The following is a 12,121-nucleotide window of genomic DNA, read 5'->3' as shown; positions in this document are numbered from 1 at the left end:
ATGAGGAGCCCTCGACACGCCTGAGTGCCCCGCCCGAGCCTACTTGCCCTTCATCACGCCGATGAACGGCAGGTTCCGGTACACCTCGGCGTAGTCCAGCCCGTAGCCCACGACGAAGTGGTCATCGATGACGAAGCCCTTGTAGTCGATGTCCACCTTCGTCCGAGCCCGCGACGGCTTCTCCAGCAGCGAGCACAGCTTCAGCGACGCCGGGTGCCGCGCCCGCAGGTTCTCCAGCAGGAACTGCATGGTGAGCCCGGTGTCGATGATGTCCTCGATGATGAGCAGGTTCTTGCCCGCCATGGGCTTGCTCACATCGGTGGTGATGCGCACCTCGCCCGTCGTCTCGGTGCCGCCCTGGTAGCTGGACACTCCCAGGAACTCGAGCTTCACCGGCAGGTCGATGTTCTTCGCCAGGTCCATGGCGAAGAACACCGAGCCCTTCAGCACACAGATGAGCGTCAGGTCCTTGCCCGCGTAGTCCCGGGTAATCTCCGCCGCCAGCTCCCGCACCCGCGCCTGCAACTTGTCCTCGGAAATCAGGACGCCGACTTGCGACTCGTAGAACGCCAAGGCCTGCTCCTTCGCTACACGTAGGCGTTGTTCATGATCTCCCCGAAGCCGCCACCACCGGGGACGATGTACTGCCGGTCATCCAGGCCCCGCTCCTTCTCCCAGAGCGCGCCCGGCTCGGTGCCGAACACCTCCGGCGGGGACATGCCCCTGTCCAGCCGGAGCGCGTAGATGACCACGTCCGGATGGTCCTTCGTCATCCGCTTGAGGTACTCCGGCGTGACGATGAGGTTCAGGGTGATGATGCGCCGGGGCCGCCCCGGCACCTTCGTCTTGTAGAGCGTAATCGCCGTGGACAGGCTGCCGCCCGTGGCCCCCATCGGGTCCGGGAACAGGACGAAGGCGTCGTCCACGTCGCCGCCAATCTTCGCGCCGCCAATCTCCGAGCCCACCACCGCCTGCGCCGCGTCAATCATCCGGCTCATGATGATGTGGTCCTGCCGCACCAGCGCCGGGTCCACCGTGCTGTTCAGCAGGTCATACGCCACCTGCGACGGCAGCGTGCCCGCCCGCGCGATGTTCACGGTCACCACCCTCACCTGGGGCTCGATGACCTCGCCCTGGTAGAGCCCCTGCGGCGTCGAGTCGATCATCCGCGTGGGCAGGCTCACCATCTTCCGGGGGAACTCGGCGTTCACCACCGTCTTCACCAGGTCCGCGTAGAGCAGCTCCACCAGCCGGTTGATCTGCGGCTGGATGACGCCCTTCGAGCACAGCGTTGCCAGCTGGGAGAGGAGGAACGGATTGCCCACCAGGTGGACCTGCGGTCCATAGTGGTGGGTCATCTCGTTCAGCCGGAAGGGAACGTTCGCGTACAGGGTGTCGCGCACTCGGTCGGCTCCTCTCGGCCCGGGCCTGAAGGCGGCGCGGACGGCACTCTCGCGCTTCTCAGTCGAACAGCTTCAGCGTCTGCGGCGGAGTCCCCTCTGTCGGCTCCTTGACGTGGCACTTGCGGCAGCGCGGCTCGTACGCCCCCGCGGCGCCCACCACCACGCGCTCCCCGCTCGAAACAATCCGCTGGGAACGATTGGCCGGATTCCCACACACCACGCAGATGGCCAGCTCCTTCGTGACGTACTCGGACACCGCCATCAGCTGCGGCATCGGCTCGAAGGGGCGCCCCTGGTAGTCCTGGTCCAGCCCGGCGCAGATGACGCGCAGGCCCTTGTTGGCCAGCGCCTCCACCACGGCGACCACTTCCACCCCGAAGAACTGCACCTCGTCGATGCCCACCACCTGGGTGTCGGCCGAGAGCCGGTAAAAAATCTCTTCAGCCCGGTCGATGGGGGTGGAGGTCACCTTGAGCTGCGAGTGGCTCACCACCAGCGTCTCGTCGTACCGGTTGTCGATGCGCGGCTTGAAGACCTGGACCTTCTGCTTGCCGTAGATGGCGCGCTGCACACGGCGGATCAGCTCCTCCGTCTTACCGGAGAACATCGAGCCGCAGATGACCTCTATCCACCCGATATCTTTGGGGAATTGGTGCAAGGGACGCTCGGCTGGCAGGGCCCGGAAGGGGCGCGGATAGTCTGCCACGCCCCCACCGGAGTCAACTTTCAACGCCGCCCATTCCATGAGGGGTCCCCCCAGGCCAGGGCCCGTCCGCCCGCCTGCTCTCCGGGAGCCCGGAAACGCGCTGGCAAGCGTCTTGAAGGGAGCCCGCCCAGAGGCGGTCGGGAACGGGAAGGGGTGGGGCGTGGCGGCGACTATCGAGCAGACGCAGGACGCGACGTGGAGCAGGGCTTCCTTCTATGTGTCACCGGCTTCGGTGGCGCTGCTGGTGCTGAACCTGCTGGACGGGCTGTTCACCCTCCTCTTCCTGCAGCTCGAGGTGGCGGAGGAGCTCAACCCGCTCATGCGGATTGCCTACGAGCAGTCGCCCCTGGTCTTCATGTTCTCCAAGCTGGTCATCGTGAATGCCGGCCTGTGGCTCCTGTGCCTCCACCGCCGCCTGAGGGCCAGCCGCATCGCCATCCGCATCGGCGCGGCCGTCTACGGCATCATCGTCGTCTACCACCTGGCCTTCCTTACCCACCTGGTCCTGCATTGGCCGGCGGCCTTCCGCTAGCCCGCGGGCCGGTAGCGGACTGGCGGTGAATTGAACATTGGGCGCGGGGTCAGTCGGGCCCCCGCTTGCATTTTACACCCGGTATGTCCCAGGCTTCCTGTCAGCTCCGACCTTTCGGGTTCGGGGGGGGACCATGAACATCACCGACGTCCGGGTGTTTCCGGTCGAAGAGGACAAGCTCAAGGCGTACGTCACCATCACCTTGGATCATTGTTTCGTCATACGCGATTTGAAGGTCATCCACGGCTCCTCCGGGCTGTTCATCGCGATGCCGGCAAAGAAGAGGAAAGATGGGACGTACAAGGACATAGCTCACCCGCTCAACGCGGATACGCGCAGCCAGATGGAGCGCGTCATCCTCATTGAGTACGAGCGCCACCTTCATCAGGCGCAAGCCGGGACGCTCATGGCGGCGCCAGCCGATCTGGACTAACGACTTCCCTTCCACGCGTGTCCAGGTTAGTCAGCGGCCCCACCATGCAGCCGCGTGACTTCAAGGTGTTCGCCGGGAACTCGAATCCCGGCCTGGCGCATCGCATCTGCGAGTACCTCAAGCGTCCGCTGGGCAAGGCGGAGGTCGGTCGCTTCTCCGACGGGGAGATCCACGTCGAGATTGGCGAGAACGTCCGCGGACACGACATCTTCGTGCTCCAGTCCACCTGCCCGCCGGCCAACGACCACCTGATGGAGCTGCTCATCATGTGCGACGCCCTCAAGCGGGCGAGCGCCGGCTCCATCACCGCCGTCATTCCCTACTACGGCTACGCCCGGCAGGACCGGAAGGTCGCCCCGCGCACGCCGATCACGGCGAAGCTGATTGCCGACCTCCTGGAGGTCGCCGGTGCCGAGCGCGTGGTGTCCATGGACATGCACGCCGGGCAGATCCAGGGCTTCTTCAACATCCCCTCGGACCACCTCTACGGCTCGCCGGTGTTCCTGGAGGACCTGCGCAAGCGCTTCCCGGAGTCGCAGGAGCTCGTCATCGTGTCGCCGGACGCCGGCGGCGTGGAGCGCGCCCGTGCGTACTCGAAGCGGCTGAACACGGGCCTGGCCATCATCGACAAGCGCCGCCCGCGCCCCAACGCCTCCGAGGTGATGAACCTCATCGGCGACGTGAATGGCAAGGACGCGGTGCTGGTGGATGACATGGTGGACACCGCCGGCACGCTCGCCCAGGCGGCCGCCGCCCTGAAGGCGAAGGGCGCGCGCCGGGTGGTGGCCTACGCCGTCCACCCCATCCTCTCCGGCCCGGCCATCCAGCGCATCTCCGACTCGGTGCTGGAAGAGGTCGTCTTCACGGACACCGTGCCGCTGTCGCCCGCGGCGCAGGCCTGCTCGAAGATCCGCCTGCTCACCACCGAGCGCCTCTTCGGCGAGGCGATTGCCCGCATCCACCGCGCCGACTCGCTCAGCTCGCTGTTCGTCTGAGCCGTCGTCCGTCTGCCCGCCGGGCGGCTTGACTCCGAGCCTCCCGGCTGGCATGTGCACCCACCTCCATCGGTCCCCTTCTTCCCCAGGGCGCCGTCTTCGGGGCCTGCCATCGGGGCAGGATGCCGAGGGCGCCAGGGTGACTGGTGGCAACCGCAGTCCCCTTCAGTGAGGCATTTCCATGTCCGTCGACAAGAGCACCCTCGAGGCCAAGGCGCGTGAGGGCGCCGGCAAGGGCCCCGCCCGCCGCCTGCGCGCGCAGGGTCTGGTTCCCGCCGTGGTGTACGGCAAGCACCTCGAGAAGCCGGTGCACATCGCCGTGGACCCCAAGTCCGTGCGCGTGGCCATCAACACCCCGCACAAGTTCAACACCCTCATCCAGATCAAGGTGGAAGGTGGCACCCGTCAGGTCCTGCTGAAGGACTACCAGATGGACCCGCTCACCCGCGACATCCTCCACGTCGACTTCCTGGACGTGCGTGAGAACGAGCAGGTGAAGGTGAACGTGCCCCTGACGCTCGTGGGCAAGGCGCAGGGCGTGGCGGACGGCGGTCTGCTCACCCAGATCCGCCGCGAGCTCGCGCTCTGGGCGCTGCCGAACGCCATCCCCGAGCGCATCGAGGTGGACGTGACGCCGATGAAGATCAACGACGCGCTGCACGTCAACGACCTGAAGCTGCCCGCGGGCGTGTCCGTGAAGACGAACGTCAACTACACCGTGGCGGTCCTCAGCGCGCCCGAGGCGGCCGAGGCGGCTCCGGTGGCGGCGGCTGCGGCCCCCGCAGCGGCGGCTGCGGCTCCGGCGGCGGCGAAGGCGGGCGACAAGGCGGCGGCTCCTGCCGCGGCGGCCAAGGCCCCGGCGGCGAAGAAGTAGTCTTCGCCTCACGCAGTCCCACTGGAGCGGGGCTGGCCCGAAGAGGGGCTGGCCCCGTTCTCGTTTCAGGAGCCTTCCATGAAGCTCATCGTCGGGCTGGGCAACCCGGGGCGCGAGTACGAGCGGAACCGGCACAACATCGGGTTCATGGTGGTGGAGGCGCTGCTGCCCCGCGCGCGCGGGGAGCTCAACCAGGAGAAGTTCGCCGCGAAGGTGGGCCAGGGCACGCTGGCCGGTGAGCGCGTGCTCTTCGTGGAGCCCCAGACGTACATGAACCTGTCGGGCCGCTCGGTGGCGGAGGCGGCGCGCTTCTACAAGGTCGCCGTGGAGGACGTGCTCGTCATCCACGACGAGCTCGATTTGCCCTTCGGCCGGCTCCAGCTCAAGGCGGGCGGCGGCAGCGGCGGCCACAACGGCCTCAAGAGCACCGTGGCCAGCCTGGGCGACGAGTCCTTCATCCGCCTGCGCTTCGGCATCGGCAAGCCGGAGGGCCCCAACGCCCGCGAGCGCGTGTCCGGCTACGTGCTGGGCAACTTCGACGACGGCGAGCGCCGCCAGCTGGACGAGCTCATCGGCCGCGCGGTGGACATGACGGAGACCTGGATTCGCGAGGGCCTGTCGGTGGCGATGAACCGGTTCAACCGGAAGGCCTGAGGAGCCCGCCTGCCCCCCGGGCGGACGGAGAGACTGCCCGGCCGCTTGACTTGGAGGGGGCCCCCCCTTACAAGGCGCGTTCCTCTACCGGATGGGGTGCGCCTTGCGCACACCAGAGGCAGTACCGGTGGGATGTTCTTTCACAGCTTCCCGTGTTGGTGCACGGGACGTAGCGCGAAGGTGACGGGCGCGCGGTTTCCTGTCCCCGGCGGTGGCCCTCCTGGGTTTGCCGACCGTTTCCCCGCTCCTCGGATTCACCGGGGGGCACTCGACCCCAAGGGGAGAGAAAACATGGCTGAGACGCAGGCCGCGACGCGGCTTCGTGAGTACGAGACCATCTTCCTGGTCAAGCCGGACCTGACGGACGACAACGTGGACAAGCTCAAGGAGCGCGTCCGCGGCATCGTTGGCCGTGAGGGTGGCAAGCTCCTCCGCTTCACGGTGTGGGGCAAGAAGAAGACCCTGTTCCCCGTGGCGAAGCAGCCCCGCGCCATCTACGTGCACGCCAGCTACCTGGGCGGCTCGAAGCTGGTGGCCGAAGTGGAGCGCAACCTCCGCAACCTCGACGAGGTCTCCCGGTACATCTCCGTGAAGATCGCGGACGAGGTGGACCCCGAGTCCCGCCCGGTCCTCGAGGACCTGAAGCTGGCTGGCGACGTGGAGGAGACCCGTCCGGGCGCTCCCCTCGAGCGCGAGAGCCCGTTCCGGAGCGAGGAGCCGGTTGGCGACGCTGAGGAGGATGCGACCGAGGAGGCCTGAGGCCTTCGCAGGTCAGCTCCCTAGGGACCATTCCAGGAATCGAGAACGCTCATGAGCAACGGAACTGAGAGCAAGACGGGTGCTGCCTCCGGCGGCCGCAGTGGCGGCTTCGGTGGCGGTGGCGGTGGTGGATTCGGTGGCGGCTCGCGCGGTGGTGACCGCGGCGGCGACCGCGGCGGTCGTGACGACCGTGGCGGCCGTGACGACCGCGGCGGCGGGATGGGCGGCGACGACGACAAGCGTGGTGGTGGCCGTGGCTTCGGCCGCAAGAAGGTCTGCCGCTTCTGCGCCGAGAAGAACGCCTCGGTGGACTTCAAGGACCAGGCGACGCTGAAGTACTTCGTCACCGAGCGCGGCAAGATCATCCCCCGCCGCATCTCCGGCAACTGCGCGAAGCACCAGCGTGAGGTGGCGGTCGCCATCAAGCGCGCCCGCGGCATCGCGCTCCTCCCCTACAACGCGGTGGTCGGCTAGCCGCCGGGTCCGCACAGGAGACTGAACATGAAGGTCATTCTGCGTGAGGACATCGAGAACCTCGGCAAGTCCGGGGAGCTCGTCACCGTGAAGGACGGCTTCGGCCGCAACTACCTGCTGCCTCGCAAGAAGGCGGTTCTGGCGAGCGAGCAGAACCTGCGCCAGCTCGAGCACGAGAAGGGCGTCATCACCGCCCGGAACGCCAAGCTCAAGGGCGCGGCCGAGGAGCAGGCGAAGAAGATCGGCAACATCAAGGTCACCATCAAGCGCAAGGTCGGCGAGCAGGACAAGCTCTTCGGCTCCGTCACCGTGCTGGACATCGCCGAGGCGGTCGCTGCCCAGGGCCAGACGGTGGACCGTCGCGCCATCCACCTGCCCGAGCCCATCAAGTCGCTCGGCAGCTACGAGGTGGAGCTGCGCCTGCACCGCGAGGTCGTGGCGAAGATCAAGGTCGAGGTCGCGGCCGAGTAGTCGTCGGCTGTACCGCTGAAGTCCGAAGGGCCGTCCGGGGAGACCCGGGCGGCCCTTCTCCTTTCCGGCGCCGCCCCCGTCGTCCGGCTGGCGCCGTCCCCGGTCCGTCCCGCGACATGTGCATGGAGGGCGGGCCGCGCGGTGCGTATCCCGGAGTGGAAGGAGGCTCTCCCATGAGCACCCCCACACTGCCCCGGTCCACCCCCGACGAGCACCACCCTGACCTGGACTGGCTCCGCGTCGTCGCCATCCTGCTGCTGCACCTGTTCCACACGGGGATGATGTTCAACACCTGGGACTGGCACGTGAAGAGCCCCCAGGCGCTGCCCGTGCTGGAGCCGGTCATGGAGGTGATGCACCACCTGCGCATGCCGCTGCTGATGTTCATCTCCGGGGTGGGCACCGCGCTGGCCCTGCGGCGGCGCACGCTGGGAGGCTTCGCCGCGGACCGCGCGAAGCGGCTCCTGTGGCCCCTCGTCTTCGGCATCTTCGTGGTGGTGCCGCCGCAGATCTACGTGGAGCGGCTGCTCCGGGGACAGTTCCAGGGGGACTACGCGGCCTTCTACCCGTCGGTGTTCGAAATCGTGCCCTACCCGGCCGGCAGCTTCAGCTGGCACCACCTCTGGTTCGTCGCCTACCTCTTCGTCTACTGCGTGCTGGCGCTGCCCCTCTTCGCGGCGCTGGCCACGGCGCGAGGGCAGGCCTTCCTCGCGCGGGCGGAGGCCTGGCTGTGCCGGGGGTGGAACGTGTGCTGGTTCTTCCTCCCGCTCGCGCTCAACGGGGTGCTGCTGCACGAGTACCCGACGACACACGCGCTGTTCGACGACCCGAGGACCTTCGGCCACTACGGCCTGCTCTTCCTGATGGGCCACCTCTTCGGCCGCTGCCCGCGCATCTGGGACGTCCTGGTGGAGCGCCGGCGCGTGCTGCTGGCCCCCAGCGCGGTGCTCTTCGTCATCATGGTGCCGGACAGCGAGTTTCCCCTCGTCTGGGAGATGCTCGGCGCCATGGCCGCCCTGTGGCTCTTCATCCTGACGGCGCTCGGCTGGGCGCGGGCGCGCATCCACGTCCGCCGGCCGTGGCTGAAGTACGCGCAGGAGCGGGCCTATCCCTTCTACATCTTCCACCAGACGGTCATCATCGTCGTGGGGTACCTGATGCTCACGCTGCCGGTGGGGCCGTGGGCGCTGCTCGGGCTGGTGCTCACCGTGTCCTTTGCCGCCACCTGGGCCCTGAGCGAGGCCGTGTCGCGCGTGGGCTGGCTGCGGCCCTGCTTCGGGATGAAGCCGCGCACGGCGCAGGCCCGGGTCCCCCGGACGGCGGAGGCGGGGCATACTGCGTGACGAAGCCCATGTCCCCCTCCCCTTCCGAGGACGCGCCAGTCTCCACCGCCGGCTGGCAGTGGCCACGCATCCGCGCCCGCCCGGCGCTGGCGCTGTTCTGCCTCTTCCTCGGCATCGGGCTGGTGAACGGGCTGACGGTCTGCCTGACCATCCTGGGCAATGGCGGCACCGTCCCGGGGCTGGAGCCCTTCCTCTGGGAAATCACCGGGGCGCTGGCGGTATGGGTGGTGCTCCCCGTGGCCCAGACGGCGGTCCTCAATGCGCCGGGGCCGCGCGTCGGCTGGGCCCGCTTCGGGGTCATCCATGTGGCGGGCTTCGCGCTCTTCACCAGCCTGCACATCCTGGTGATGGTGCCGCTGAGGTACCCGCTCTACCGGCTGCTCGGCTGGGGCGAGTACGACTATGGAGCCCTGGCGTTCCGCATCCCCATGGAGGTGCTGAAGGACGTCATCGCGTACTCGGCCGGTGCCACGCTGTGGAGCTTCGTCAACGACTGGCGGGCGCGGCAGGCACAGGCGCTGCGGGAGTCGTCGCTGGAGAGCGAGCTGCGCGCGGCCCGGCTCCAGGCGCTCACGGGACAGCTCCACCCGCACTTCCTCTTCAACGCGCTGAACACCATCAGCGCGGTGATGTACGAGGACCTGGCGCGCACGGACCGGATGCTGAGCGATTTGGGCGGACTGCTGCGCGCCAGCCTCGAGCGCCAGGAGGCGACGTGGACGCTCGCGGAGGAGCGCGCCCATGCCGAGCGCTTCGTCGCGCTGCTGACCGCCCGCTTCGGCGAGCGCGTGACGGTGCGCTGGGACATGGCGCCCGGGCTGGACGGCGCGCGCGTGCCCTGCTTCGCGCTGCAGGCGCTGGTGGAGAACGCGGTGAAGCACAACCAGGACCGGCGGGAGGCGCTGGAGGTGCGCATCCGCGCCCGTGAGGATGGCGCCGGGTGGAGGCTGGAGGTGGAGGACACGGGGCGCGGCTTCGCGGAGTCCTCTCCTGCGGCGGGGCCCGGCGTGGGGCTGACGCACCTGGAGCGCATCCTCGCGCTGCTGCACGGCGGGCGGGCGCGGCTGGAGCGCGGGCGTGGCCCGGAAGGCGGGGCACGTGTGTCGCTGTGGCTGCCTCGTGAGGTGACTGCATGACGCCCTTCAACGTGCTGGTGGTGGACGACGAGGCGCCCGCGCGCACCAAGGTGAAGCGCCTGCTGGCGGATGACAGTCGCTTCGTCCTCGCGGGCGAGGCCGTAGACGGGACGGAGGCGCTGGCGCGGGTGGAGGCGCTGCGCCCGGACCTGGTGGTGCTCGACGTGCAGATGCCCGGCCTCACCGGCTTCGAGGTGCTGGAGGCGCTGGGACCGGAGGGCTGCCCCGCAGTCATCTTCTCCACCGCGTATGACGCCTTCGCGCTCCAGGCCTTCGAGGCGCATGCGGTGGACTACCTGCTGAAGCCCTATGACGCGGGCCGCTTCACCCGGGCGCTCGACAAGGCCCATGCGCTGCTCGTCGGAGGGCGGACGGAGGCCGAGGCCGGCCGGCTCCAGGCCCTGCTGGACGGCCTGTCCCGGGCCTCGCCCTCGCGCCCGCTGGAGCGGCTGGTGGTGAAGGTGGGCGAGGCGTGGGTGCCACTGCGGCTGGACTCCGTGTGGCGCCTGTCGTCCGAGGACAAGTACGTGCGGCTGTACACGGACCAGGGCGAGCACCTGGTGCGCCAGAGCCTGCGCGCGCTGGAGGAGCGGCTGGACCCGGCGCGCTTCGTCCGCGTGCACCGGGGCGACATCGTCAGCCTGGAGGCCGTGGCGCGCCTGGAGCCTTGGACCCACGGCGACGGCATCCTCGTCCTCAAGAACGGCACCACGGTGGTCCTCAGCCGCACGTGGCGTGAAGTCTTCCTGCAGCGCTGGGGCATGGAGGGGTGATCCAGGGGGTAGAGCCGCCCCCCTCCACCCACCCGGTGCTACAGGTCTGTGGCAGAAAATTGGGCGATGTCAGGCACGCCTGTAGAGTGGGCAGGCAGCCATGGATAACGTCCTCGACATCAGAGAAGGCCGGCGGGTTCACGAGGATCTGGCCGCTGAGCGCGCGGTGCTGGGTGCCATCCTCGCGGACAACACGCTCACGGCCGCCGTCGGTGAGGTGGTCCATCCGGACGACTTCTCCAGTCCCGCGCACGCGCAGATCTTCGCGGCGATGCTCAAGCTGGACGGCCAGTCCAAGCAGGTCGACCACCTGACGCTGGCCGAGGAGCTGAAGGTCCTCGGGCAGCTCGTCGCCGTGGGCGGCCCCGCGTACCTGATGCGGCTGGACCAGGTGGTGCCGCTGGCGTCCAACGCCGTCCAGTACGCGCAGATCGTCAAGGACCAGGCCCTGCGGCGGCGCCTGGCCCACGTGGGCAAGGAGATTCAAGACCTCGCCAGCACCGAGACGGGCGAGCTGGAGGTGCTGCTCGACGAGGCCGAGCGCAAGGTGTTCCTCCTCGCGGAGAAGAAGCGCGAGGGCGACCTGCGCCCCGTCAGCGAGCTGATGGAGCAGACGCTCGACCTGCTCGACAAGATGAAGGCCGCGGCCACGGGCGTGACGGGCCTGTCCACGGGCTACATCGACCTGGACATGCAGCTCACGGGTCTGCACGCGGGCGAGCTCATCATCCTCGCGGCGCGTCCCGGCGTCGGCAAGACGTCCTTCGCGATGAACATCGCGGTGCACGCGGCGCTGAAGGAGAACAAGGCGGTCGGCATCTTCAGCCTGGAAATGCCCGCGGACCAGCTGCTGATGCGTCTGCTGGCGTCCACCGCGCGCGTGGACATGAAGAAGCTGCGCGGCGGCCGGCTGACGCCGCACGACGAGGAGAAGTTCCAGGAGATGGCGGGCGCGCTCTACAACGCCCCCATCTACATCGACGACTCGGGTGGTCTGTCCCCGTTCGACCTTCGCGCCAAGGCGCGCCGCGTGAAGCAGAAGGACCCGCGGCTGTCGCTGCTCGTCATCGACTACCTCCAGCTGATGCACCAGAAGGGCAAGGTGGAGAGCCGGCAGCTCGAGGTCGCCGAAATCTCCCGCGCGCTGAAGCAGCTGGCCAAGGAGCTGGAGGTGCCCATCATCGCGCTCAGCCAGCTCAACCGTAAGGTGGAGGAGCGCAAGGGCGGCAAGCCCATGCTGTCGGACCTGCGTGAGTCCGGCTCCATCGAGCAGGACGCCGACGTGGTGATGTTCATCCACCGCGAGGAGTCCGAGGAGGGCCCGGATGGCGCGCCGGCCCAGTCCTCCAGCACCGTCATCCCCGTCGAGCTCATCATCGCCAAGCAGCGTAACGGCCCGGTGGGCTCCATCGACCTGGTGTTCCTCTCCGAGTACACACGCTTCGAGAGCCGCACGCGCGGCGAGTAGCGACCGCGCGCCACGTCGTTCCCGCTCGCGAAGCCCCGCCCATGACTCGCGACCGGGCTCGCGGAGCGCCGCATCACGCGCGGCGCCATGAGCCCATCGG

At 68.6% G+C, this 12,121-nt stretch carries 15 protein-coding genes; 12 read left to right on the top strand and 3 right to left on the bottom strand.

The window, feature by feature from the left end:
- Positions 1 to 39 precede the first annotated feature (39 nt).
- The 3 genes from hpt to LXT23_RS25805 are packed head-to-tail and all read right to left on the bottom strand — an operon-like array spanning position 40 to position 2,061.
- Positions 40 to 573, bottom strand: coding sequence for a hypoxanthine phosphoribosyltransferase (gene hpt / locus LXT23_RS25815; protein WP_253982951.1), 534 nt, complete (start codon positions 571 to 573; stop codon positions 40 to 42).
- 14 nt (positions 574 to 587) lie between these two features.
- Entirely contained in the window at positions 588 to 1,403 is an 816-nt protein-coding gene (locus tag LXT23_RS25810) for a uracil phosphoribosyltransferase (RefSeq protein WP_253982950.1), read from the bottom strand.
- A 58-nt stretch (positions 1,404 to 1,461) separates the two neighbouring features.
- A complete protein-coding gene (locus tag LXT23_RS25805) occupies positions 1,462 to 2,061 on the bottom strand; it encodes a thymidine kinase (RefSeq protein ID WP_256561129.1) in 600 nt (199 codons plus the stop codon).
- A 208-nt stretch (positions 2,062 to 2,269) separates the two neighbouring features.
- On the opposite strand from LXT23_RS25805, the gene LXT23_RS25800 reads away from it, so the two are divergent.
- The 12 genes from LXT23_RS25800 (at position 2,270) to dnaB (ending at position 12,021) form a co-directional block, all read left to right on the top strand.
- The gene (locus tag LXT23_RS25800; protein WP_253982949.1) at positions 2,270 to 2,641 is read left to right on the top strand and encodes a DUF5658 family protein; all 372 of its coding nucleotides are present in this window, start codon (positions 2,270 to 2,272) and stop codon (positions 2,639 to 2,641) included.
- Between the two features lie 133 nt (positions 2,642 to 2,774).
- Positions 2,775 to 3,074, top strand: coding sequence for a septation regulator SpoVG (spoVG, locus tag LXT23_RS25795; protein WP_253982948.1), 300 nt, complete (start codon positions 2,775 to 2,777; stop codon positions 3,072 to 3,074).
- Positions 3,075 to 3,118: 44 nt separating this feature from the next.
- Positions 3,119 to 4,069 carry a ribose-phosphate pyrophosphokinase gene (locus LXT23_RS25790; RefSeq protein ID WP_253982947.1) on the top strand — a complete coding sequence of 317 codons (951 nt, stop codon included), beginning with the start codon at positions 3,119 to 3,121 and terminating at the stop codon, positions 4,067 to 4,069.
- A 181-nt stretch (positions 4,070 to 4,250) separates the two neighbouring features.
- Positions 4,251 to 4,943: a 50S ribosomal protein L25/general stress protein Ctc gene (locus LXT23_RS25785; RefSeq protein ID WP_253982946.1), complete on the top strand. Its 693-nt coding sequence runs from the start codon at positions 4,251 to 4,253 to the stop codon at positions 4,941 to 4,943.
- A gap of 78 nt (positions 4,944 to 5,021) precedes the next feature.
- The gene (gene pth, locus LXT23_RS25780) at positions 5,022 to 5,597 is read left to right on the top strand and encodes an aminoacyl-tRNA hydrolase (RefSeq protein WP_253982945.1); all 576 of its coding nucleotides are present in this window, start codon (positions 5,022 to 5,024) and stop codon (positions 5,595 to 5,597) included.
- 291 nt (positions 5,598 to 5,888) lie between these two features.
- Positions 5,889 to 6,356, top strand: a complete 468-nt coding sequence (rpsF, locus tag LXT23_RS25775; RefSeq protein WP_253982944.1) for a 30S ribosomal protein S6 — start codon at positions 5,889 to 5,891, stop codon at positions 6,354 to 6,356.
- A gap of 51 nt (positions 6,357 to 6,407) precedes the next feature.
- Positions 6,408 to 6,830, top strand: a complete 423-nt coding sequence (gene rpsR / locus LXT23_RS25770; protein WP_253982943.1) for a 30S ribosomal protein S18 — start codon at positions 6,408 to 6,410, stop codon at positions 6,828 to 6,830.
- A gap of 27 nt (positions 6,831 to 6,857) precedes the next feature.
- Entirely contained in the window at positions 6,858 to 7,301 is a 444-nt protein-coding gene (gene rplI, locus LXT23_RS25765; RefSeq protein WP_253982942.1) for a 50S ribosomal protein L9, read from the top strand.
- Between the two features lie 173 nt (positions 7,302 to 7,474).
- Positions 7,475 to 8,644 carry an acyltransferase family protein gene (locus LXT23_RS25760; RefSeq protein WP_253982941.1) on the top strand — a complete coding sequence of 390 codons (1,170 nt, stop codon included), beginning with the start codon at positions 7,475 to 7,477 and terminating at the stop codon, positions 8,642 to 8,644.
- A gap of 8 nt (positions 8,645 to 8,652) precedes the next feature.
- Entirely contained in the window at positions 8,653 to 9,780 is a 1,128-nt protein-coding gene (locus LXT23_RS25755) for a sensor histidine kinase (protein WP_253982940.1), read from the top strand.
- Positions 9,777 to 10,553 (top strand): LytR/AlgR family response regulator transcription factor, encoded by a 777-nt coding sequence (locus tag LXT23_RS25750; RefSeq protein WP_253982939.1) that lies wholly within the window; start codon positions 9,777 to 9,779, stop codon positions 10,551 to 10,553. Before LXT23_RS25755 ends, LXT23_RS25750 begins: the two co-directional genes overlap by 4 nt.
- A gap of 100 nt (positions 10,554 to 10,653) precedes the next feature.
- A complete protein-coding gene (gene dnaB / locus LXT23_RS25745) occupies positions 10,654 to 12,021 on the top strand; it encodes a replicative DNA helicase (protein WP_253982938.1) in 1,368 nt (455 codons plus the stop codon).
- The last annotated feature ends 100 nt before the right edge of the window (positions 12,022 to 12,121 follow it).

It is taken from the genome of Pyxidicoccus xibeiensis (assembly GCF_024198175.1).
GTDB classification, from domain to species: Bacteria; Myxococcota; Myxococcia; order Myxococcales; family Myxococcaceae; genus Myxococcus; species Myxococcus xibeiensis.
This window is presented reverse-complemented; position numbering and strand designations above follow the sequence as displayed.

Coding starts and splice junctions, on each gene's coding strand:
- rplI (WP_253982942.1), top strand. CDS start 6,858: ATGAAGGTCATTCTGCGTGAGGACATCGAGAACCTCGGCAAGTCCGGG.
- pth (WP_253982945.1), top strand. CDS start 5,022: ATGAAGCTCATCGTCGGGCTGGGCAACCCGGGGCGCGAGTACGAGCGG.
- spoVG (WP_253982948.1), top strand. CDS start 2,775: ATGAACATCACCGACGTCCGGGTGTTTCCGGTCGAAGAGGACAAGCTC.
- LXT23_RS25760 (WP_253982941.1), top strand. CDS start 7,475: ATGAGCACCCCCACACTGCCCCGGTCCACCCCCGACGAGCACCACCCT.
- LXT23_RS25785 (WP_253982946.1), top strand. CDS start 4,251: ATGTCCGTCGACAAGAGCACCCTCGAGGCCAAGGCGCGTGAGGGCGCC.
- LXT23_RS25750 (WP_253982939.1), top strand. CDS start 9,777: ATGACGCCCTTCAACGTGCTGGTGGTGGACGACGAGGCGCCCGCGCGC.
- LXT23_RS25755 (WP_253982940.1), top strand. CDS start 8,653: ATGTCCCCCTCCCCTTCCGAGGACGCGCCAGTCTCCACCGCCGGCTGG.
- LXT23_RS25790 (WP_253982947.1), top strand. CDS start 3,119: ATGCAGCCGCGTGACTTCAAGGTGTTCGCCGGGAACTCGAATCCCGGC.
- rpsR (WP_253982943.1), top strand. CDS start 6,408: ATGAGCAACGGAACTGAGAGCAAGACGGGTGCTGCCTCCGGCGGCCGC.
- dnaB (WP_253982938.1), top strand. CDS start 10,654: ATGGATAACGTCCTCGACATCAGAGAAGGCCGGCGGGTTCACGAGGAT.
- rpsF (WP_253982944.1), top strand. CDS start 5,889: ATGGCTGAGACGCAGGCCGCGACGCGGCTTCGTGAGTACGAGACCATC.